Source organism: Pseudomonas sp. GP01-A4, from assembly GCF_058780865.1.
Genome location: NZ_JBYSWF010000062.1, coordinates 24,141 through 47,660 on the forward strand (window position 1 = coordinate 24,141; position 23,520 = coordinate 47,660).

Annotated in this window: 19 protein-coding genes; 3 read left to right on the top strand and 16 right to left on the bottom strand. The window is 59.5% G+C overall.

The window, feature by feature from the left end; genetic code table 11:
- Nucleotides 1-20: 20 nt before the first annotated feature.
- From dnaE to rpsB, 16 genes are all read right to left on the bottom strand, one after another.
- The gene (gene dnaE, locus AC3WKX_RS27025) at nt 21-3,542 is read right to left on the bottom strand and encodes a DNA polymerase III subunit alpha (RefSeq protein ID WP_102605547.1); all 3,522 of its coding nucleotides are present in this window, start codon (nt 3,540-3,542) and stop codon (nt 21-23) included.
- A gap of 75 nt (nt 3,543-3,617) precedes the next feature.
- Complete coding sequence (gene rnhB, locus AC3WKX_RS27030; RefSeq protein WP_003219305.1) at nt 3,618-4,250, bottom strand: ribonuclease HII; 633 nt, start codon at nt 4,248-4,250, stop codon at nt 3,618-3,620.
- The gene (lpxB, locus tag AC3WKX_RS27035) at nt 4,247-5,386 is read right to left on the bottom strand and encodes a lipid-A-disaccharide synthase (RefSeq protein WP_102605548.1); all 1,140 of its coding nucleotides are present in this window, start codon (nt 5,384-5,386) and stop codon (nt 4,247-4,249) included. The genes rnhB and lpxB overlap by 4 nt, the downstream gene beginning before the upstream one ends.
- A 2-nt stretch (nt 5,387-5,388) precedes the next feature.
- On the bottom strand, nt 5,389-6,165 hold the full coding sequence (lpxA, locus tag AC3WKX_RS27040) for an acyl-ACP--UDP-N-acetylglucosamine O-acyltransferase (protein ID WP_003219308.1): 777 nt from the start codon (nt 6,163-6,165) through the stop codon (nt 5,389-5,391).
- Entirely contained in the window at nt 6,162-6,602 is a 441-nt protein-coding gene (fabZ, locus tag AC3WKX_RS27045; RefSeq protein WP_003219309.1) for a 3-hydroxyacyl-ACP dehydratase FabZ, read from the bottom strand. The genes lpxA and fabZ overlap by 4 nt, the downstream gene beginning before the upstream one ends.
- Before the next feature lie 110 nt (nt 6,603-6,712).
- A complete protein-coding gene (lpxD, locus tag AC3WKX_RS27050) occupies nt 6,713-7,768 on the bottom strand; it encodes a UDP-3-O-(3-hydroxymyristoyl)glucosamine N-acyltransferase (protein WP_008432224.1) in 1,056 nt (351 codons plus the stop codon).
- Between the two features lie 3 nt (nt 7,769-7,771).
- Nucleotides 7,772-8,275, bottom strand: coding sequence for an OmpH/Skp family outer membrane protein (locus AC3WKX_RS27055; RefSeq protein ID WP_003219314.1), 504 nt, complete (start codon nt 8,273-8,275; stop codon nt 7,772-7,774).
- 45 nt (nt 8,276-8,320) lie between these two features.
- A complete protein-coding gene (gene bamA / locus AC3WKX_RS27060; protein ID WP_008432225.1) occupies nt 8,321-10,708 on the bottom strand; it encodes an outer membrane protein assembly factor BamA in 2,388 nt (795 codons plus the stop codon).
- Nucleotides 10,709-10,782: 74 nt separating this feature from the next.
- On the bottom strand, nt 10,783-12,135 hold the full coding sequence (gene rseP, locus AC3WKX_RS27065; RefSeq protein WP_008432227.1) for a sigma E protease regulator RseP: 1,353 nt from the start codon (nt 12,133-12,135) through the stop codon (nt 10,783-10,785).
- Between the two features lie 53 nt (nt 12,136-12,188).
- Entirely contained in the window at nt 12,189-13,379 is a 1,191-nt protein-coding gene (gene ispC, locus AC3WKX_RS27070; RefSeq protein ID WP_087694925.1) for a 1-deoxy-D-xylulose-5-phosphate reductoisomerase, read from the bottom strand.
- A complete protein-coding gene (locus AC3WKX_RS27075) occupies nt 13,376-14,182 on the bottom strand; it encodes a phosphatidate cytidylyltransferase (protein ID WP_102605549.1) in 807 nt (268 codons plus the stop codon). The genes ispC and AC3WKX_RS27075 overlap by 4 nt, the downstream gene beginning before the upstream one ends.
- Entirely contained in the window at nt 14,182-14,937 is a 756-nt protein-coding gene (gene uppS / locus AC3WKX_RS27080) for a polyprenyl diphosphate synthase (RefSeq protein WP_003219323.1), read from the bottom strand. Before uppS ends, AC3WKX_RS27075 begins: the two co-directional genes overlap by 1 nt.
- Nucleotides 14,938-14,954: 17 nt before the next feature.
- The gene (gene frr, locus AC3WKX_RS27085) at nt 14,955-15,512 is read right to left on the bottom strand and encodes a ribosome recycling factor (RefSeq protein ID WP_003219325.1); all 558 of its coding nucleotides are present in this window, start codon (nt 15,510-15,512) and stop codon (nt 14,955-14,957) included.
- Entirely contained in the window at nt 15,509-16,252 is a 744-nt protein-coding gene (gene pyrH / locus AC3WKX_RS27090; RefSeq protein WP_003219327.1) for a UMP kinase, read from the bottom strand. The genes frr and pyrH overlap by 4 nt, the downstream gene beginning before the upstream one ends.
- Before the next feature lie 211 nt (nt 16,253-16,463).
- A complete protein-coding gene (gene tsf, locus AC3WKX_RS27095) occupies nt 16,464-17,327 on the bottom strand; it encodes a translation elongation factor Ts (RefSeq protein WP_008432237.1) in 864 nt (287 codons plus the stop codon).
- 192 nt (nt 17,328-17,519) lie between these two features.
- Nucleotides 17,520-18,257, bottom strand: a complete 738-nt coding sequence (gene rpsB, locus AC3WKX_RS27100) for a 30S ribosomal protein S2 (protein ID WP_003219330.1) — start codon at nt 18,255-18,257, stop codon at nt 17,520-17,522.
- A 385-nt stretch (nt 18,258-18,642) separates the two neighbouring features.
- On the opposite strand from rpsB, the gene map reads away from it, so the two are divergent.
- From map to dapC, 3 genes are all read left to right on the top strand, one after another.
- A complete protein-coding gene (gene map / locus AC3WKX_RS27105) occupies nt 18,643-19,425 on the top strand; it encodes a type I methionyl aminopeptidase (protein ID WP_003219332.1) in 783 nt (260 codons plus the stop codon).
- Nucleotides 19,426-19,486: 61 nt separating this feature from the next.
- Nucleotides 19,487-22,189, top strand: coding sequence for a [protein-PII] uridylyltransferase (locus AC3WKX_RS27110; protein WP_008432241.1), 2,703 nt, complete (start codon nt 19,487-19,489; stop codon nt 22,187-22,189).
- Between the two features lie 46 nt (nt 22,190-22,235).
- Nucleotides 22,236-23,435, top strand: a complete 1,200-nt coding sequence (gene dapC, locus AC3WKX_RS27115; protein ID WP_087694928.1) for a succinyldiaminopimelate transaminase — start codon at nt 22,236-22,238, stop codon at nt 23,433-23,435.
- The last annotated feature ends 85 nt before the right edge of the window (nt 23,436-23,520 follow it).

Consider the following 23,520-nt stretch of genomic DNA (forward strand, 5'->3'; position numbering starts at 1 on the left):
ATCTTCGTACTGCCTGACCGTCAACGGTATTGGAGGAAGACGTTGTCACGCCCGAACTGGTCACGCAATGCTTGAATCAAGCCATCGGCGGGGTCAATTCGCCACGTCTCACCAAACTGCAACATCGCCTTGGCGTCGTTGCCGGTGTACTCCATGGTCACCGGGCAGGCGCCACGGTGGCGTTTAAGCAAGTCACCCAACCAGCGTAGCTGATCGCCCTTGAGCGCATCGGTCCTGACCTTCAGGCGCAGGCTTTCGGCCAGGTTGGTGCGTGCATCTTCCATGCTCATCACGCGCTTGATCCGCAGGCGCAGGCCGCCGGAGAAGTCGTCGTTGCTGACCTCCCCTTCCACCACCACCATCGCGTCGGTCTGCAACAGCGACTGGGCGGAATGGAATGCATCGGCAAACAGCGAGGCTTCGATCCGGCCCGAGCGGTCGTCGAGGGTGATGAAACCCATCTTGTCGCCCTTTTTATTCTTCATCACCCGCAGCGCGATGATCATGCCTGCGACGGTCTGGGTATCCCGCGCCGGCTTCAGGTCGATGATGCGCTGGCGGGCGAAACGCCGGATTTCACCTTCATATTCGTCAATCGGGTGACCGGTGAGGTACAGGCCCAGGGTGTCTTTCTCACCCTTGAGGCGTTCCTTGAGGGTCAGCTCCTTGGCCTTGCGATGGTTGGCGTAGACGTCGGCATCTTCTTCGACGAACAGCCCGCCAAACAGGTCGGCGTGGCCGCTGTCGTGGGTGCGTGCGGTCTGCTCGGCGGCCTTGATCGCTTCTTCCATGGCGGTCAGCAATACCGCGCGGTTGCGGTCGATATTGGCCTGGTACGCCTTCGGCTCGTCATGGAAGTACGGACCCAGGCGATCCAGGGCGCCGCTGCGGATCAAGCCATCCAGAGTACGTTTGTTGATGCGCTTGAGGTCGACCCGGGCGCAGAAATCGAACAGGTCCTTGAACGGCCCGTCCTGACGCGCTTCGGTAATCGCCTCCACCGGGCCTTCGCCCACGCCCTTGATCGCGCCGAGGCCATAGATGATGCGGCCTTCGTCGTTCACCGTGAACTTGAACTCGGAAGTGTTCACGTCCGGCGCGTCGAGGCGCAGCTTCATGGTGCGCACTTCCTCGATCAAGGTCACGACCTTGTCGGTGTTGTGCATATCCGCAGACAGTACCGCCGCCATGAACGGCGCCGGGTAGTGAGCCTTCAGCCACGCAGTCTGGTAAGACACCAGGCCATAGGCGGCAGAGTGGGATTTGTTGAAGCCGTAACCGGCGAACTTTTCCACCAGGTCGAAGATGTTACCGGCCAGGTCGGCATCGATGTTGTTGGTGGCGCAACCTTCAATGAAGCCACCGCGCTGCTTGGCCATTTCCTCGGGCTTTTTCTTACCCATGGCTCGACGCAGCATGTCCGCGCCGCCGAGGGTATAGCCGGCCATGACCTGGGCAATCTGCATCACCTGTTCTTGATACAGGATGATGCCGTAGGTCGGTGCCAGTACCGGCTTGAGACCTTCGTACTGGTAGTCGGAGTGCGGGTAAGCCAGCTCGGCACGCCCGTGCTTACGGTTGATGAAGTCATCCACCATGCCCGATTGCAGCGGGCCCGGACGGAACAGGGCCACCAGTGCGATCAAGTCTTCCAGGCAGTCGGGCTTGAGCTTTTTGATCAGCTCTTTCATGCCGCGGGATTCAAGCTGGAACACGGCCGTGGTTTCGGCTTTTTGCAGCAGGCTGTAGGTCGGCTTGTCATCCAGCGGGATAAACGCGATATCCAGCGGTGGCTCATTGACCTTGGCGCGGTCGCGGTTGATGGTCTTCAGCGCCCAGTCGATGATCGTCAGGGTACGCAGGCCGAGGAAGTCGAACTTCACCAGGCCGGCCGCCTCCACGTCGTCCTTGTCGAACTGGGTTACCAGGCCGTCGCCTTCTTCGTCGCAATAGATCGGCGAAAAGTCGGTCAGCTTGGTAGGCGCGATTACTACACCACCGGCGTGTTTACCGACGTTACGCACCACGCCTTCGAGCTTGCGCGCCATGTCCCAGATTTCAGCCGCTTCTTCATCGACCTTGATGAAGTCCCGCAGGATTTCTTCCTGCTCGTAGGCTTTTTCCAGGGTCATGCCGACTTCAAACGGAATCATCTTCGACAGGCGGTCAGCCAGGCCGTAGGACTTGCCCTGTACCCGGGCCACGTCGCGAATTACCGCTTTCGCCGCCATGGAACCGAAGGTGATGATCTGGCTTACCGCGTTGCGCCCGTATTTCTCGGCCACGTACTCAATAACCCGGTCGCGACCATCCATGCAGAAGTCGACGTCGAAGTCGGGCATCGATACCCGTTCCGGGTTAAGGAAACGTTCGAACAGCAGGTCGTATTCCAGCGGGTCGAGGTCGGTGATCTTCTGCACATAGGCCACCAGCGACCCAGCACCCGATCCACGGCCAGGCCCCACCGGCACGCCGTTGCTTTTGGCCCACTGGATAAAGTCCATTACGATCAGGAAGTAACCGGGGAACCCCATCTGGATAATGATATCCAGCTCGAAATTCAGCCGGTCGACGTAGACCTGGCGCTTGGCCTCGTAATCTTGCGTGGTGTCCTTGGGCAACAGGACGCTCAGGCGTTCTTCGAGGCCGTCGAAGGACACCTTGCGGAAATACTCGTCGATGGTCATGCCATCGGGAATCGGGAAGTTGGGCAGGAAGTGCTTGCCCAGCTTCACTTCAATATTGCAGCGCTTGGCAATTTCGACGGAGTTTTCCAGGGCCTCGGGCAGGTCACTGAACAGCTCGGCCATTTCATCGGCGCTTTTGAGGTACTGCTCTTCGCTGTAGTTTTTCGAGCGGCGCGGATCGTCCAGCGCCCGGCCTTCGCCGATGCATACGCGGGTTTCGTGGGCCTCGAAGTCTTCCTTCTTGATAAAGCGCACATCGTTGGTCGCCACCAGCGGCGCGCCAAGCTTTTCAGCCAGGGCCACAGCGGCGTGCAACTGCTCTTCATCGTTGGGGCGGTTGGTGCGCTGGATTTCCAGGTAGAAACGGTCGGGGAACACCTCCATCCACTCACGGGCGAGCACTTCAGCCTCATGAGGATTGCCGCCCAACAGCGCGATACCGATTTCACCTTCTTTGGCCGCCGAGAGCATGATCAGCCCTTCGCTGGCTTCGGCCACCCACTCGCGCTCGATGATGATCGAGCCATTGCGCTGGCCATCGATAAAGCCACGGGAAATCAGTTCGGTGAGGTTGCGGTAACCCACGCCGTTCATCGCCAACAGGCTGATGCGGCTCAGTGGGTTATCCGGATCCTTGTTCGACAGCCACAGGTCGGCACCGCAGATCGGCTTGATGCCGGCGCCCATGGCGGCCTTGTAGAACTTGACCAGGGAACACATGTTGTTCTGGTCGGTCACCGCCACGGCAGGCATGTTCATGCCCACCAGCGTTTTGACCAGGGGTTTGATCCGTACCAGGCCGTCGACCAGGGAGTATTCAGTGTGCAGGCGCAGGTGAACGAATGAAGCCGGCATAGTGATCCTGTACAAAACGTGGAGACAACAAGGCCCGGATTGTACCGGGCCTTGGCAAAAACATCAGCCTTGCTGCTAAACCTCGATCAGGCTTTCCCGAGCCTCGAAAGCCTGGCGAACCGGGGCAAACGAGCGGCGGTGGATCGGGGTCGGGCCCAGGCGAGCCAAAGCTTCCAGATGAACGGGCGTTGGATAGCCTTTGTGCCCGCCGATGCCGTAGCCGGGATAGATCAATTCGAAAGCCGCCATTTCACGGTCACGGCTGACCTTGGCCAGGATCGATGCAGCGGCAATCGCCGGCACTTTGCTATCACCCTTGACCACCGCTTCTGCGGGCATCGTCAGCTTCGGGCAGCGGTTGCCGTCGATCATCGCCATTTTTGGCGTGATATGCAGGCCTTCAATGGCGCGCTGCATGGCCAGCATGGTGGCGTGCAGGATGTTCAGTTTGTCGATCTCTTCGACTTCAGCGCGGGCGATGTGCCAACTCAGGGCTTTCTCGCAGATCTCGTCGTAGAGTTTTTCGCGACGGGCTTCGGTGAGTTTCTTCGAATCGTTGAGGCCAAGGATCGGACGGTTTGGATCGAGAATCACCGCGGCGGTGACGACTGCGCCGCACAGCGGGCCGCGTCCGACTTCGTCAACACCGGCAACCAGGTCAAGGGCATCGGCGACCAGGCTGAAATCCAGGCCCATTTGCGTCTTCATAGGACTTCCTGCTTATGACCGATCAACGTCAGCACGGCATCCGCCGCCTGGTTCGACGCATCACGGCGCAAGGTGCGGTGAATTTCGTCGAAACCACGGGTCTGCTCTTCGCCACCGTCGATCAACGGGAAAAGGGTTTGCGCCAGGGCTTCAGGCGTCGCATCGTCCTGCAACAACTCGGGCACCAACAGACGCTGGGCCAGCAAATTCGGCAGGGAGATGTAGGGGCTTTTGACCATACGCTTGAGAATCCAGTAGGTCAGCGGCGCCAGGCGATAGGCAACGACCATTGGGCGCTTGTAGAGCAAGGCCTCAAGGGTCGCGGTGCCGGAGGCGATCAGCACCGCATCGCACGCCGCCAGTGCCAGGTGCGAGCCCCCGTCGAGCAGGGTCAACGGCAAGTTGCGCCCTACAAGCAATTCTTCAATTTGTGCACGGCGCTGAGGACTGGCGCATGGCAATACGAAGCGCACACCCGGCTTCAGCGCCTGCAGGCGTTCGGCTGCATCAAAAAACAGCGCGCCGAGACGACCGACTTCGCCACCACGGCTCCCCGGCATCAAGGCCACCAGCGGACCTTCGGGCAAACCCAGTTCGGCACGCGCGGCAGCACGGTCGGCCTGCAGAGGAATGGTATCGGCCAGGGTGTGCCCGACAAACCGCACCGGGACGCCCTTCTCTTCGTAGAACCTGGCCTCGAAGGGCAGCAGGGTCAGCATCAGGTCGCAGCCTTCGCGAATCTTCAGCACGCGCTTTTGCCGCCACGCCCACACGGACGGGCTGACGTAATGCACGGTCTTGATCCCGGCCTGACGCAATTTGAGTTCGATATTGAGGGTGAAGTCCGGCGCGTCGATTCCGATAAAGACGTCGGGCTTTTCTTCGATCAGGGTCTGGATCAGCTTTTTGCGACGGGCCAGCAGCTCGCGCAAACGGCCCAGCACCTCCACCAGCCCCATGACCGACAAGCGTTCCATAGGGAAGTAGGACGTCAGGCCTTCAGCCTGCATCAACGGACCGCCGACACCGATGAATTCAACCGCCGGATGCTGGAGCTTGAGGGCCCGCATCAGGCCTGCACCGAGAATATCGCCGGAAGCTTCTCCGGCCACCAACGCTATACGCAGCCTGGCCATGATCAGCGGGTGATGCCGCGAGTCGACGACTGGATAGAGTCACGGAATATCGCGACTTCCGGAAACAATGCGGCTGGCTCCGTCAGTTCGATCAAGGCCTGGTCGACCGTCAGCCCCTGGCGGTAAACCACCTTGTAGGCGCGGCGCAGGGCGTGGATCGCGTCTTCGCTGAAGCCCCGACGGCGCATGCCTTCGAAGTTCATGCTGCGGGCCTCGGCCGGGTTGCCGAATACGGTGACGAACGCCGGAACGTCCTTGCCGATGGCGGTACCCATGCCGGAAAAGCTGTGGGCGCCGATATGGCAGTACTGATGCACCAGGGTAAAGCCGGACAGGATCGCCCAATCGTCAACGTGCACATGGCCGGCCAACGCAGTGTTGTTGACCAGGATGCAATGGTTGCCGATTACGCTGTCATGACCGATATGCGCATAAGCCATCACCAGGTTGTGGTCACCCAGGGTAGTCTCGGCACGGTCCTGGACGGTACCGCGGTGAATGGTCACGCCTTCACGGATGATGTTGTGATCACCGATTACCAGACGTGTTTCTTCACCCTTGTACTTCATGTCCGGGGTGTCTTCGCCTATCGATGAGAACTGATAGATACGATTGTGTTTGCCAATCCTCGTCGGGCCTTTGAGGATCACATGCGGCCCGATGACTGTCCCCTCGCCGATTTCCACACCTGCGCCGACGATCGACCAAGGGCCGACCTCAACGTCGGCGGCCAGTACGGCCGTCGGATCGATGATTGCGCGAGGGTCAATCAAACTCATAGTTTGCGTTCCGCACAGATGATTTCAGCCGAGCACACCGGCTTGCCGTCGACCGAGGCCTGGCATTCGAACTTCCAGATCTGGCGCTTGCAGCTGATGAACTTGGCTTCAAGGATCAACTGGTCACCCGGAGTTACCGGGTTGCGGAAGCGCAGTTTGTCAGAGCCCACGAAATAGTAGAGCGTGCCATCGGCAGGCTTCAGGTCGAGCATTTTGAAACCAAGGATACCGGCAGCCTGGGCCATCGCTTCGATGATCAATACGCCTGGCATGATGGGATGCGCAGGGAAGTGACCGTTGAAGAACGGTTCGTTGATGCTGACATTCTTGTAGGCACGAATGCGCTTTTCCTCAACATTGAGGTCCGTGACCCGGTCCACCAGCAGGAACGGGTAACGGTGAGGCAGGTATTCGCGAATCTCGTTGATGTCCATCATTTCGGGGGGAAGCCTGTAATAAAGATTGGGAGCGTGCGGACTAAGGCACGCCCCTCTAGCAAATCAAGGAGGCAGTCTAGCGGCTGTGCACACTTGATATGGAAATGGTATCAGCCATCTGATGAAGCATTACCGTCAGGGGTCACGTCCCCAACACGCTTTTCCAGATGTTTCAGGCGCCGAGCGATATCGTCGAGCTGCCTCAGACGCGCCGCGCTCTTGCGCCATTCGGCCGCAGGCTGCATGGCCGTACCGGATGAATAGGACCCAGGCTCGGTAATCGAATGGGTCACCATGGTCATGCCGGTGATGAATACGTTGTCGCACACTTCGATATGGCCCACCAGGCCAACACCCCCGGCGAGCATGCAATGCTTGCCGATCCTGGTGCTGCCGGAGATCCCCACACAGGCGGCCATGGCGGTGTGATCGCCAATCTGCACGTTGTGGGCGATCTGAATCTGGTTATCCAGTTTCACGCCGTTACCAATGACGGTATCGGCCAGGGCCCCGCGGTCAACGGCAGTGTTGACGCCAATTTCAACGTCATCGCCAATCAACACGCCGCCCACTTGGGCAATCTTGTGCCAGACACCCTTCGAGTTGGCGAAGCCGAAGCCCTCGCCGCCAATCACGGCACCGGACTGAATCACCACACGCTCACCGATACGCACATCGTGGTACAGGGTCACACGCGGAGCCAGCCAGCCACCGGCACCAATCTCGCTGCGCGCGCCGATAAAACACTGGGCACCCAGCGTTACACCCGCCCCGATGCGTGCACCGCTTTCAATCACCACAAAAGCACCGATGCTCGCGGCAGGGTCAACCTGAGCGTCATCGGCGATCACCGCCGTCGGATGGATACCGGCGGGGGCCTTGGGTTTCGGATCGAACAGGTGCGACACCCGGGCATACGCCAGGTACGGATCGGCAACAACCAGCGCGTCCCCGGCAAAACCTTCGGCGTCAGCGGCCTTCAGCAGCACGGCTGCGGCGCGGCTTTCGCCCAGGTATTTACGGTATTGGGGGTTTGCCAGGAAGCTCAACTGAGCTGGGCCAGCCTCCTGCAAGGTGGCTAGCCCAGTGATTTCCTTCTCCGCGGAGCCACGCAAGGTGGCTCCCAGGAACTCGGCCAATTGGCCGAGCTTGATAGTCGCAGTCATGGCTTACTTCAGCTGATTCATGCGCTCGATCACCTGACGGGTGATGTCGTACTGAGGTTTAACGTCGATGACTGCACCGCGTTCGAATACCAGGTCAAAGGCACCTTTCTTGATGACTTCTTCCACAGCGCTGTCGAGTTTCGGCTTCAGCTGCTTGAGCATTTCGCGGTCGGCAACAGCCTTGGCTTCGTTCAGCTCCTTGGACTGGAACTGGTAGTCACGGGCCTTTTGCTTGAATTCAAGCTCCAGACGCTCGCGCTCGCCTTGCTGCATCTTGTCGCCACCGGCTACCAGACGATCCTGGATGCCCTTGGCGCTGCTTTCCAGCGTCTTGAGCTTGGTCAGTTGAGGACCGAATTTCTTCTCGGCATCTACGGCATATTTCTTGGCCGCATCGGATTCCAGCAGCGCCATCTGATAGTTCAGAACGGCAATTTTCATTTCGGCAAAGGCCGGGGTCGCTACCAGGACAGTCGCCAGGAGAACCAATTGAGTCAACTTACGCACGATGCACTCCTACAGAATCCGTTGTCGTTATCTTGGGTCAGACGCTTAGAACGTCTGGCCGAGGGAGAATTGGAAAATCTGGGTTTCAGCGTTATCCGGTTTCTTGACCGGCATGGCCAGAGCAAAGCTCAATGGGCCAAGCGCGGTAACCCAGGTCACACCGACACCGACAGAGCTTGCCAGGTTGCTGAAGCTCACGTCGTTGCACTGCGTGTTGGACTTCGAGCCATTCGGGTTGGTGACCTGTTCGCACTTGGAGTCGAATACGTTACCCACATCCCAGAAGACCGAAGTACGCAGGGAACGTTGATCTTTAACAAATGGCAGCGGGAACAGAATCTCAGCACCACCCTGGATCAGCACGTTACCACCGAATGGCAGCGGGTCGTTGTCCGAGTCAGCCACAGTCCCCTGGTTACCGGTCACACCCACGCCACGGCTTGGGGTACCACGAGGACCCAAGGTGCTGTCTTTGAAACCACGTACCGAGTTGAAACCACCCGCATAGTAGTTCTCATAGAACGGCAAGCCGCTGGTCGAACCGTAACCGTCGCCATAACCCAGCTCGGTGTGCAGGCGCATGGTGTAGTTTTCGCTCAAAGGCTGGAACAACTGGCCACGGTAGTCGAGTTTGAAGAACGACAGGTCGCTGCCCGGCGTGGTGGCTTCCAGGGTCAGGCTCTGGGAATGGCCGCGGGTCGCGAGTACGCCTTTGTTCAGGGTCGATTCCGACCAACCGGCCGAAGCCTTGAAGTTCAGGAACTGGTCGCCTTCTTTACGCACGAAGTTGAAGATCTCATCCACGGTGTACACACCGGTCTTGATCTTGTCCTGCTGCGCGGTCAGGCCGAAGGTCAGACGCGAGGTCTCACTGATCGGGTAACCAATGTTGGCACCAACACCGAAGCTGTCGATTGCATAGCTTGCAACGTCAACGTCGAGGTCTTTGTAGTCGGTTGTACGATAGAAGGCGTTGTAGCCCAGGCTCACGCCGTCAGCAGTCCAGTAGGGGTCGACATAACCGAAGTTATAGCGGCTCTGGTATTCGCTTCGGGTCAGGCCGATGGAAACCTTGTTACCGGTACCGAGGAAGTTGTTCTGGGTGATCGAACCACCGAGGATCAGGCCGGCACTCTGGGCGAAACCGACACTGGCGGTAATCGAACCGGAGGCTTGCTCTTCTACGGCGTAGTTCACGTCAACCTGGTCATCCACACCCGGTACAGCCGGGGTTTCAACGTTGACTTCCTTAAAGAAGCCCAGGCGCTCGAGGCGAACCTTGGACTGGTCGATCAGGTAAGTCGACGCCCAGCCACCTTCCATCTGACGCATTTCGCGGCGCAGCACTTCGTCGGCAGACTTGGTGTTGCCACGGAAGTTGATGCGGTTCACGTAGGCACGCTTGCCCGGGTCTACAACGAAGGTGATGTCCACGGTGTGGTCTTCGTCGTGCGGGGTCGGTACGCCGTTGACGTTGGCGAAGGTATAGCCTTCGTTACCCAGGCGACGGGTGATCAGCTCGGAGGTGGTGGTCATCAGCTTGCGCGAGAACACCTGGTCCTTCTGCACCAGCAACAGGGACTTGACCTGGTCTTCAGGCACTTTCAAGTCGCCGCTGAGCTTGACGTCACGAACCTTGTACTTCTCGCCTTCGTTGACGTTGACAGTGATATAGACGTGCTTCTTGTCCGGGGTGATGGACACCTGGGTCGAAGCGATATCCATGTTGATATAGCCGCGGTCCAGGTAGTAGGAACGCAGGCGCTCCAGGTCACCGGAGAGTTTTTCACGGGCATACTTGTCATCGTTCTTGAAGAACGACAGCCAGTTGGTGGTCTTGAGTTCGAACAGGTCGATCAGGTCGTCATCAGCAAACTTGGTGTTACCCACCACGTTGATGTGCTGGATGGCCGCCACGGTGCCTTCGTTGATGTTGACCTTCAGGCCGACGCGGTTACGCGGTTGCGGCACCACTTCGGTCTCGACGGTAGCCGAGTAACGACCCTGGGCAACGTACTGGCGTTGCAGTTCGTTACGCACGCCTTCGAGGGTGGCACGCTGGAAGATCTCGCCTTCGGCAAGGCCGGATTGCTTGAGGCCTTTCATCAAGTCCTCAGTGGAGATCGCCTTGTTGCCTTCGATCTCGATACTGGCGACAGAAGGTCGCTCGACGACAGTGATGACGAGGACGTTACCTTCGCGACCCAGTTGGATATCTTGAAAGAACCCGGTTTTGAACAGCGCACGAGTGGATTCCACCAGGCGACGGTCATCAGCCTGTTCCCCGACGTTCAACGGCAAGGCACCAAAGACGCTACCCGCGGAAACCCGCTGGAGGCCGTTGACGCGAATATCGGAGATGGTGAAGGACTCGGCGTGAACTTCGGCGATCATCAATACGGTGAGAACCGCAGTTAGCAGCAGACGTTTCATGAAGTCCTTTCTTATTCCAACTGGCAATAAACAAACTGCCGCAAAATGCGGCAGATTCGCAATTCAGCGAAGCGTTACAGTCGTCCCAGATCGTTGACCAGGGCTAATAACATCACCCCGACCACCAAACTGATACCGATCTGTATCCCCCAACCCTGCACCCGATCCGACAAGGGGCGACCACGCGCCCACTCGACCAGATAAAACAACAGATGCCCCCCATCCAATACTGGAATGGGCAACAAATTCAGAACCCCAAGGCTAATACTCAGATAAGCCAGGAAATTCAGGAAATCTACAACGCCCGACTGGGCAGAAGCGCCCGCCACTTTAGCAATGGTTATCGGTCCACTCAAGTTTTTTACCGAGAGCTCGCCGAACAACATTTTCTTGAGGGAATCGAGGGTCAGCACACTCATGGTCCAGGTGCGTCTCGCACCCTCGCCAATCGCCGCCAACGGCCCGAAGCTGACCTCTCGAACCATCGAAGGTGGCCAATCGACACCTTTGACGCCGGCCCCCAGGTAACCCCCGGCTGCCTTGGCTTCCCCACGAACCGCCAGGGTCACAGGGACGTCGATTTGAGCACCATCGCGCTCAACTTTCAGCACAATTTTGGTATCAGGGCGTACACGCACCAGGTCGACCACCTGCTGCCAGTCACTCAGCGCCTGGCCATCGAGGGCCAGCAGGCGATCACCGGTTTTCAGACCCGCGGCCTGGGCCGGCCCCTTCGGATCCAGCTCCGCCAGCACCGGCGGCAAGGCCGGACGCCATGGGCGAATGCCCAGGGATTTGATCGGGTCAGGCTCATCGGAGCCTTTCAGCCAGTGGTCCAGGGCCAGCTCGCGCGAGGTTTCGGTGGTGGAATCCTGATCGCGCACCACCAGTTTCACGATGCCGCTTTCACCCAGGCGACGCACTAACTGCAAATTGACGGCACCCCAGCCGGTGGTTGGTTCGCCATCAACTGCAACAATTTCTTGCCCGGCAGTCAGGCCGGCCTTCGCCGCCATGCTGTCGGCCTCGACGGCACCGATCACCGGACGCACCTGCTGGCTACCCAACATGGCCAGGACCCAGAAGAACACCATCGCCAACAGGAAATTCGCGATCGGGCCTGCCGCGACGATGGCGATGCGCTGACGAACGGTCTTGCGGTTGAAGGATTGATCCAACTGATCAGCCGGCACTTCGCCTTCGCGCTCGTCGAGCATCTTGACGTAGCCGCCCAATGGAATGGCCGCAATTACGAACTCGGTGCCACGACGGTCGTGCCAGCGCAGCAACGGCATGCCGAAGCCTACGGAAAAGCGCAGTACCTTGACGCCGCAACGACGCGCGACCCAGAAATGGCCGAACTCGTGGAAGGTAACCAGCACACCCAGAGCAACCAGGGTGCCGACAATCATGTAGAGCGCACTCATCTAATTTCTCCGCATTTCAATCCAGTGCCTGAAGGCTTGAACACACCCAGAGGCTAACGCGTATTGCGGCTCAACCACTGCTCGGTCAAGGCCCGGGCCTTTGCATCCGCTTCGAACACCGCGCCCAGATCATTCACCGGGACGACGGGCTCAAGGCTCAAAACGTCCTCGATGATACCCGCGATCTGCGGAAAGCGGATGCGCCGGTCCAGAAACGCCGCCACAGCCACTTCATTGGCCGCATTCAGCATCGCCGGGGCACTGTTACCCGCCTCCGCAGCTTGCCGCGCAAGACGCAGGCAAGGGAAGCGTTGCTCGTCGGGCGCTTCGAAGTCCAGACGGGCAATGGCAAACAGATCCAACGGCGCAACACCCGAGTCAATCCGCTCAGGCCATGCCAGGGCATTGGCGATCGGCGTACGCATGTCCGGATTGCCCAGTTGGGCCAATACCGAGCCATCCACATAGTCCACCAGGGAATGAATCACACTTTGCGGGTGGATCACCACCTCGACCTGGTCCGGCCGGGCATCGAACAACCAGCAGGCCTCAATCAGCTCCAGGCCCTTGTTCATCATGCTCGCTGAATCCACCGAGATCTTGCGCCCCATGGACCAGTTCGGGTGAGCGCACGCCTGATCGGGAGAAACATGTTCCAGATCGGCCAGCGGCGTCTGCCGGAACGGGCCACCGGAGGCTGTCAGCAGAATCCGGCGCACGCCGACCTGGCTCAACCCGCGGGCGAAATCACCCGGCATGCATTGGAAAATCGCGTTGTGCTCGCTGTCGAGCGGCAACAGCACGGCGCCGCTCTTGCGCACCGCCTGCATGAAGAGTGCCCCGGACATCACCAGGGCTTCTTTGTTGGCCAGCAGAATCTTCTTGCCCGCATCAACGGCCGCCAGGGTCGGGCGCAAGCCGGCAGCGCCGACAATCGCCGCAACCACGGTGTCGACCTCAGGGTCTGCCGAAACCTGGCACAACCCCTCCTCCCCCACCAATACCTGAGTCGCCAGGCCCGCAGCGCGCAAGTCATCCTGCAAACCACGTGCAACTGCCGCTTCGGGCACTACTGCGTATTGCGGCGCGTGCCGCACACACAGTGCCAGCAGTTCACTCAGGCGACTGAAACCGGTCAAGGCGAATACTTGATAACGCTCGGGATGACGGGCAATCACATCCAGGGTGCTTAGCCCCACCGAGCCGGTAGCGCCCAGCACGGTTACCTGTTGCAGGCGGCTCACGAGGCAGCCATCCACAGCAATACGGCAAAGATCGGGATCGCGGCAGTCAGGCTGTCGATACGGTCCAGCACGCCACCGTGACCCGGCAGCAGGTTACTGCTGTCCTTGATCCCGGCCTGGCGCTTGAACATGCTTTCGGTCAGGTCACCGACCACCGAGATGAACACCACCACGGCTGCGCCCACCAGGCCCAGTAGCATTTCCTTGACGGTCCAGCCACGCACCACACCGACCACCACGGTAATCACCAGGGTCAACGCCAGGCCGCCATAAACGCCTTCCCAGCTTTTGCCCGGACTGACCGCCGGCGCCAGCTTGCGCTTGCCGAAGGCACGCCCGGAGAAATAGGCGCCGATATCGGCACCCCACACCAGAACCATCACCGCCATGATCAGCCAGTTACCCAGTTGCATGTGCTTGATGTAGACCAGGCCTTGCCAGGCAGGCAACAGAATCAAAAGGCCAATCACCAGCTTGCAGGCGACACTGGACCAATGACTGCTGGTGCCCGGATAGGTCAGCACCAGATAGGTCGCCAACGCCCACCACAACACCGCCGCACCCAGCACCCAGGGCGCCACGTCCGGCAGGATGTACATCAGGAACATCAACAACGCCACGACAGCGGCATACCCCACACGAGGCAACTGCGCGGCGAAACCCGCCAGGCGCGCCCATTCCCAGGCACCCAGGGTCACAACCAGGCCGATGAACAGCGCGAAGTTCGCACCTTCAAGCAGGAAAAACCCGCACAGGGCAATAGGCAGCAGGATCAGCGCCGTGATGATTCGTTGTTTAAGCATTAAACCCGGGCTCCAGCTTCGATCTGCTCGCTCGTTTTACCGAAGCGACGCTGACGGGAAGCGAAATCGGCCAGCGCATTGCGCATGGCATCGTGTTTGAAGTCCGGCCAGAACAGGTCGGAGAAGTACAGTTCGGTATAGGCCAACTGCCACAACAGGAAGTTGCTGATGCGATGGTCGCCACCGGTACGAATGCACAGGTCCGGCAACGGCAGGTCGCCGGTCACCAGGCAGGTTTGCAAGAGTTCGGGGGTGATGTCTTCCGGGCGCAGATGGCCGGCCTGCACTTCCCGCGCCAGACGCTGCGCGGCCTGGGCAATATCCCACTGGCCGCCGTAGTTGGCTGCGATCTGCAGCACAAAACGGTTGCTGCCGGCAGTGATCGCCTCGGCTTCGCGCATGGCCGCCTGCAGCTCCGGATGAAACCGCGAACGGTCACCGATGATACGCAGGCTGATGTTGTTCTCGTTCAGGCGCTTGGCCTCGCGGCGCAGGGCCTTGAAGAACAGGTCCATCAAGGCACTGACCTCCTCGGCCGGGCGCTGCCAGTTTTCACTGGAGAACGCGAACAAGGTCAATACTTCGACCTTGGCCTCGGCGCACACCTCAATCACGGCTCGTACAGCGTCGACACCCGCCTTATGCCCGGCAACGCCCGGCATAAAGCGCTTCTTCGCCCAGCGATTATTCCCGTCCATGATGATCGCGACATGGCGCGGCACCACGGAGGGCACAGTCTGCTTGGTCTTTTCCATGAAGGCGTCCTGACCCCTTATACGGCCATCAGGTCCTTTTCTTTATCTTCCGTGGCCTTGGTGATCTGGGCCTCGGCATCTTTAGTCAGCTTGTCGATATCAGCAACGGCACGGCGCTCTTCGTCTTCGCTGATTTCCTTGTCCTTGACCAGCTTCTTCAGGTCACCCAAGGCATCACGACGGATGTTGCGCACGGCAACACGTGCGTCTTCCGCTGCACTGCGCGCCTGCTTGGTGAAGCCCTTGCGGGTTTCTTCGGTCAGGGCAGGCATGGAGATCAGCAGCAATTCGCCCAGGTTGGTCGGATTGAGGTTCAAACCGGCGCTCTGGATGGCCTTGTCGACGGCGCCGAGCATGTTGCGCTCGAAAGCAACGACTTGCAGGGTGCGCGAATCTTTTACAGTGATGTTGGCCACTTGGGTGATCGAGGTATCAGCGCCGTAGTAAGGCACCATCACGCTGCCCAGGATGCTTGGGTGGGCCTTGCCGGTACGAATCTGGCCAAACGCATGGTTCAGGGATTCCAGGGATTTTTGCATGCGCTCTTGAGCGTCTTTTTTGATTTCGTTGATCATTGTTCGATTTCCTCGATCAGAGTCCCTTCCGCGCCGCCGTGTACGATGTTCAGCAGGGCGCCGGGCTTGTTCATGTTAAATACGCGCAGCGGCATCTTGTGGTCGCGGCACAAGCAAATTGCCGTCAGGTCCATCACGCCCAGCTTGCGATCCAGTACTTCATCATAAGTCAGATGATCGAACTTCTCGGCATGCGGGTCTTTGAATGGGTCTGCAGTGTAGACACCGTCAACCTTGGTGGCCTTGAGCACCACGTCCGCGTTGATCTCGATACCACGCAGGCAAGCTGCCGAATCGGTGGTAAAGAATGGGTTGCCGGTACCGGCCGCAAAAATCACGACTTCCTTGGCATCCAGGTGACGCATGGCCTTGCGACGATCATAGTGATCCGTTACACCAACCATGGAAATAGCCGACATCACGATCGCGGTGATATTGGCGCGCTCCAGCGCATCACGCATGGCCAGGGCGTTCATCACAGTGGCCAGCATGCCCATGTGGTCGCCTGTCACCCGATCCATGCCGGCAGCGCTGAGTGCCGCGCCACGGAACAGGTTGCCGCCGCCAATCACCAGACCGACCTGGACACCGATACCGACCAACTGGCCGACTTCCAGCGCCATGCGATCGAGTACTTTGGGATCGATCCCAAACTCTTCCGAGCCCATCAGGGCCTCGCCGCTAAGCTTGAGTAGAATGCGTTTATAGCGAGCCTGATGACCACTGCCCTGCTGAGCCATTGCGAATCTCTCCTGCGGCGTATTTTTTGAAAATTCTTGGCAAGCCGTTTACGGCCTGCGTTCACTCTAGCTTGACGCTGTCACAGCGCCATCGGAACACGGCTTTGTAAGCCAGTTCCAAAGGGAAACCAATAAAAATCGATCACCCCATTTGAAAAGAGGCTGCGCGCGTAAGCGGGCAGCCTCTTTTGGGCGACAGTTAAAAACTGTCTTACTTCTTGGTGGCAGCCAGCTGGGCAGCAACTTCTTCAGCGAAGTTGTCGACCGGCTTCTCGATGCCGTCGCCTACCTTGTAGTAGGTGAAGGAAACGATTTCAGCACCGGCTTTCTTGGCCAGTTCGCCAACCTTGATTTCAGGGTTCTTGACGAACGCCTGCTCAACCAGGGAAGCCTCAGCCAGGAACTTGCTGATACGGCCCTTGACCATGTTTTCAACGATGTTTTCAGGCTTGCCTTTGATTTTCTCTTCGTTCAGCTGCAGGAACACGGCTTTCTCGCGTTCGATGGCTTCAGCAGAAACTTCCGATGGCAGCAGGAATTCAGGGTTGCTGGCCGCTACGTGCATAGCGATGTCTTTGGCCAGTTCAACGTTGCCGCCTTTCAGGGCAACCACAACACCGATCTTGTTGCCGTGCAGGTAAGCACCCACAACGTCACCTTCAACGCGGGTCAGGCGACGAATGTTAACGTTCTCGCCCACTTTACCCACCAGAACCAGACGATCAGCTTCTTGAGCTTCGATCAGCGGAGCGGCGTCGGTCAGCTTGTCAGCGAATGCTTTTTCAACGCTGGCAGCGACGAAGTTCTTGAAGTCGTCTTGCAGGGCCAGGAAGTCGGTCTGCGAGTTAACTTCCAGGATAACGGCCGATTTGCCGTCTTCCTTGATTGCGATGGCGCCTTCAGCAGCGACGTTGCCTGCTTTCTTGGCAGCCTTGATGGCGCCCGAAGCACGCATGTCATCAATGGCTTTTTCGATGTCGCCGCCGGCCTTGGTCAAGGCCTTTTTGCAATCCATCATGCCTTCGCCGGTACGCTCACGCAGTTCTTTAACCAACGCTGCAGTAATCTCTGCCATTTTCAAAATCCTCTTGGATAGGTTTTCAACCATTCCACCCGATTGAACGGGCGATCAATTCTTCCCGAACCACCCTTGTAGGCCGCTGCACGTTACAAATGTTGTAGCTGCGCTGCCGACAAATGGTTTTCGAGGTGGCAAAAAGGGGGCCAAGCCCCCTTTTTGCTTACTGAGTCAACGCCAAGGCGTCAGTTACTCAGCTGCAGCTACCGGAGCTTCTTCAACGAACTGCTCGGTACCGCCAGCAACGTGGTTGCGACCACGGATTACAGCGTCAGCCATCGAACCCATGTACAGCTGGATAGCGCGGATTGCGTCATCGTTGCCTGGGATGATGTAGTCAACGCCTTCCGGGCTGCTGTTGGTATCGACTACGCCGATAACCGGGATGCCCAGCTTGTTGGCTTCGGTGATCGCGATGCGCTCGTGATCAACGTCGATAACGAACAGTGCGTCAGGCAGACCGCCCATGTCCTTGATACCACCCAGGGAACGATCGAGCTTTTCCAGGTCGCGAGTGCGCATCAGCGCCTCTTTCTTGGTCAGCTTGGCGAAAGTACCGTCTTCGGCTTGCACTTCAAGGTCACGCAGACGCTTGATGGAAGCACGGATGGTTTTGAAGTTGGTCAGCATGCCGCCCAACCAGCGGTGATCGACGTACGGCGAACCGCAACGTGCTGCTTCTTCAGCAACGATCTTGCCAGCGGAACGCTTGGTGCCGACGAACAGAATCTTGTTTTTGCCCTGGGCCAGGCGCTCTACGAAAGTCAGAGCTTCGTTGAACATTGGCAGGGTTTTTTCAAGGTTGATGATGTGGATCTTGTTACGCGCGCCGAAAATGTATTTACCCATTTTCGGGTTCCAGTAACGGGTCTGGTGACCGAAGTGCACACCGGCCTTCAGCATATCGCGCATGTTGACTTGGGACATGATAGTTCCTTAATAAGTCGGGTTTGGCCTCCACGTATCCCAATGACCAACCAGCGGCATTCGCCTCCGGCACCCAGGTCATCGTGTCGACACGTGTGTGGATTTAAGCTTTGCGGGGTATCCCCGGAAAGCGGCGCATTTTATACCACAGAGCTTGCAAAAACGAAACCCGCAATCACATTTGCCGTCAGTCGCTTTTGCCTAAGCCTTTGAATAGAGCCAGAATGCCCCCATCCTTATAGACAGAAGCGATCGCCAGACGCTCATGGTTTCACCCTTGCGTCTGCTAGAATCGCGTTTTTTGGGCTTGTGCGAATTCTGCAACCTTTTGTCGCACACCCGTAAACCGTATTGATTTCAGCGCGTCGCGCTAGAGAGAGCCTGTATGACCGTCACCCTCAAAACCGCCGAAGATATCGCTGGCATGCGTGTTGCCGGCAAACTGGCTGCCGACGTCCTGGAAATGATTGCCGAACACGTCAAGCCCGGCGTCACCACCGAAGCGCTGGACCGCATTTGCCACGACTATATCGTCGACGTGCAAAAGGCCATCCCTGCGCCGCTGAACTACAAGGGTTTCCCCAAGTCGATCTGCACCTCGATCAACCACGTGGTGTGCCACGGGATTCCCGGCGACAAGCCGCTGAAGGACGGCGACACCCTGAACATCGACGTCACCGTCATCAAGGACGGCTACCACGGCGACACCAGCCGCATGTTCCACGTCGGCACCGTGCCGGTCTGGGCCGAGCGCCTGTCGCAAGTCACCCAGGAATGCATGTACAAGGCCATTGAGATCGTCAAGCCTGGCTGCCGCCTGGGTGACATCGGTGAAATCATCCAGAAGCACGCTGAAAAGAACGGCTTCTCGGTGGTGCGCGAGTTCTGCGGCCACGGCATCGGCAAGGTGTTCCACGAAGAGCCACAGATCCTGCACTACGGCCGCGCCGGCACCGGCATGGAACTCAAGGCAGGCATGACCTTCACCATCGAGCCGATGATCAACCAGGGCAAGGCCGACACCAAGGTGCTGGGCGACGGCTGGACCGCCATCACCAAGGACCGCAAGCTCTCGGCGCAGTGGGAACACACCCTGCTGGTGACCGACACCGGCTACGAGATCTTCACCCTGCGTGCCGACGACACGATTCCCCGCGTTTCGGCGTAATGTTTGCACCGGTTTTCTAATAGCGACGCTGTGACCCATAGATAGAAAGGAAAACCGATCGATGCCCCAGGTGGATCCCGAACTCTTCGACCGTGGCCAGTTCCAGGCGGAACTGGCACTGAAGGCCAGCCCCATCGCAGCCTTCAAGAAGGCCATTCGTCAGGCCCGCGAGGTGCTCGACGGGCGCTTTCGTAGCGGCCGCGATATCCGCCGGCTGATCGAGGACCGCGCCTGGTTCGTCGACAACATCCTGCAAAAGGCCTGGGAACAGTTCAGCTGGAGTGAAGACGCCGATATCGCCCTGGTGGCGGTCGGCGGCTACGGCCGTGGCGAACTGCACCCCTACTCCGACATCGACCTGCTGATCTTGCTGGACAGCGCCGATCACGAGATCTTTCGCGACTCCATCGAGCGTTTTCTGACGCTGTTGTGGGACATTGGCCTGGAAGTCGGCCAAAGCGTGCGCTCGGTGGACGAGTGCGCCCAGGAAGCCCGCGCCGACCTGACGGTGATCACCAACCTGATGGAAAGCCGCACCATCGCCGGCCCCGAGCGCCTGCGCCAGCGCATGCTGGAAGTCACCAGCACCGCGCACATGTGGCCAAGCAAGGACTTCTTCCTGGCCAAGCGTGCCGAGCAGAAAGCCCGGCACCACAAGTACAACGACACCGAATACAACCTGGAACCCAACGTCAAAGGCTCCCCGGGCGGGCTGCGGGACATCCAGACGATTTTGTGGGTCGCCCGTCGCCAGTACGGCACCCTGAACCTGCGCGCCCTGGCCGGGGAAGGCTTCCTGGTGGAGAGCGAAAACGCCCTGCTGGCCTCCTCCCAGGAATTCCTCTGGAAAGTGCGCTACGCGCTGCACATGCTGGCCGGGCGCTCCGAAGACCGCCTGCTGTTCGACCACCAGCGCTCCATCGCCACCCTGCTGGGGTTTGAAGGCGAAGACGCGAAGACCAGCATCGAAAGTTTCATGCAGCAGTACTACCGCGTGGTGATGAGCATTGCCCAGCTCAGCGACCTGATCATCCAGCACTTCGAAGAAGTGATCCTGGCCCCGGAAGACGAAGCACCGCCGCAGCCGATCAACGCGCGCTTCCAGCTCCACGATGGCTATATCGAGGCACGCAACGACAACGTGTTCAAACGCACGCCGTTCGCCATGCTGGAAATCTTCGTGTTGATGGCCCAGCAGCCGGAAATCAAGGGCGTACGCGCCGACACCATTCGCCTGCTGCGGGAAAACCGTCACCTGATCGACGACGATTTCCGCCACGACATCCGCAATACCAGCCTGTTTATCGAGCTGTTCAAGTGCAAGATCGGCATCCACCGCAACCTGCGTCGCATGAACCGCTACGGGATCCTGGGGCGCTACCTGCCGGAGTTCGGTTTTATCGTCGGGCAGATGCAGCACGACCTGTTCCACATCTACACGGTGGACGCCCACACCCTGAACCTGATCAAGCACCTGCGTAAGTTGCAGTACACCCAGGTGTCAGAGAAATTCCCGCTGGCCAGCAAGCTCATGGCGCGTCTGCCCAAGCCGGAATTGATCTACCTCGCCGGCCTGTACCACGACATCGGCAAGGGCCGGCATGGCGATCACTCGGAAATTGGCGCAGTGGACGCCGAAGCGTTCTGCCAGCGTCACCAGTTGCCGCTGTGGGACAGCCGCCTGATCGTGTGGCTGGTGCAGAACCACCTGGTGATGTCCACCACCGCCCAGCGCAAGGACTTGTCCGACCCGCAGGTGATCCACGATTTTGCCCAGGCCGTCGGCGATGAAACCCGCCTCGACTACCTGTACGTGCTCACCGTGTCCGACATCAACGCCACCAACCCGACGCTGTGGAACTCCTGGCGCGCCAGCCTGTTGCGCCAGCTCTACACCGAGACCAAGCGCGCGCTGCGTCGCGGCCTGGAGAACCCGGTGGACCGCGAAGAACAGATCCGCCGCACCCAAAGCGCGGCCCTGGATATTCTGGTGCGTGGCGGCAATGACCCGGACGACGTCGAGCAACTCTGGTCGCAACTGGGAGACGACTACTTCCTGCGCCACACCGCCGGCGACGTGGCCTGGCACAGCGACGCGATCCTGCAGCAGCCGGCCGATGGCGGCCCACTGGTGCTGATCAAGGAAACCACCCAGCGCGAGTTCGAGGGTGGCACCCAGATCTTCATCTACGCGCCCGACCAGCACGACTTCTTCGCCGTGACCGTGGCGGCGATGGACCAGCTCAACCTGAACATTCACGACGCCCGGGTCATCACCTCCAGCAGCCAGTTCACCCTCGACACCTACATCGTGCTCGACACAGAAGGCGAGTCCATCGGCGACAACCCGGAGCGGGTGAAAAAGATCCGCAAAGGCCTCACCGACGCGCTGCGCAATCCTGACGACTACCCGACCATCATCCAGCGTCGGGTGCCGCGCCAGCTCAAGCACTTTGCTTTTGCCCCCGAGGTGACCATCCACAACGACGCCCAGCGCCCGGTGACGGTGCTGGAACTCAGCGCGCCGGACCGCCCGGGCCTGCTGGCACGGATCGGCACGATATTCCTGGAGTTCGACCTGTCGTTGCAGAACGCCAAGATTGCGACCCTGGGCGAGCGGGTGGAAGACGTGTTCTTCATTACCGATGCCGACAACCAGCCGCTTTCCGACCCTGAACTGTGCCGACGCTTGCAGGAAGCCATCGTCCAGCAGTTGAGCGTCAATCAGGAGACCGGCGTCGAGATGTCACGCTTGAGCATCTGACCGACCGCCCATTTTCAGCTTCCAATGAATTGAACGAGATTTATCGATGAACAACGCCCTGAACCAGCTGCAGCCCTACCCGTTCGAGAAATTGCGCGTCCTGCTGGGCAGCGTCACGCCGAACCCGGACAAACGCCCCATCGCCCTGTCCATCGGTGAGCCGAAGCACAAATCCCCGCAGTTTGTCGCCGAGGCGCTGGCCAACAACCTGGACCAGATGGCGGTGTACCCCACCACCCTGGGCATTCCCGCCCTGCGCGAAGCCATTGGCGCCTGGTGTGAACGCCGTTTCAGCGTGCCCAAGGGCTGGCTTGACCCGGCGCGCAACATCCTGCCGGTGAACGGCACCCGTGAAGCGCTGTTCGCCTTCACCCAGACCGTGGTCAACCGCGGCGACGACGCGCTGGTGGTCAGCCCGAACCCGTTCTACCAGATCTACGAAGGGGCGGCGTTCCTCGCCGGGGCCAAGCCGCATTACCTGCCGTGCCTGGATGAAAACGGCTTCAACCCGGATTTCGACGCGGTATCGCCGGACATCTGGAAACGCTGCCAGATCCTGTTCCTGTGCTCGCCAGGCAACCCCACCGGTGCACTGATTCCCGTCGACACCCTGAAAAAGCTGATCGCCCTGGCCGACGAATACGACTTCGTGATCGCCGCCGACGAGTGCTACAGCGAGCTGTACTTCGACGAACAAACCCCGCCGCCAGGCCTGCTCAGCGCCTGCGTGGAACTGGGCCGCCAGGACTTCAAGCGTTGCGTGGTGTTCCACAGCCTGTCCAAGCGCTCCAACCTGCCGGGCCTGCGTTCGGGCTTTGTGGCCGGCGACGCCGATATCCTCAAGGGCTTCCTGCTGTACCGCACCTACCACGGTTGCGCGATGCCGGTGCAAACCCAACTGGCGAGCATTGCTGCCTGGCAGGACGAAGCCCACGTGCAGGCCAACCGTGACCTGTACCGGGAGAAGTTCGATGCGGTGCTGGCGATCCTGAAGCCGGTGCTGGACGTGCAAAACCCGGACGGCGGCTTCTACCTGTGGCCGAATGTGAAGGGCGACGATGCGGCGTTCTGCCGGGACTTGTTCGTGGAAGAACACGTGACCGTGGTACCGGGCTCGTACCTGTCGCGGGAAGTGGACGGGGTCAACCCGGGCGCCGGGCGTGTACGCCTGGCGCTGGTCGCGCCGCTGGCGGAGTGCGTGGAAGCGGCGACGCGGATTCGCGACTTTATTACCCGCAATAAATAACTGCGCTGAATGTGGCGAGGGAGCTTGCTCCCGCTGGAGTGCGCAGCGCTCCCGCTTTTTTGGGGCCGCTACGCAGCCCAGCGGG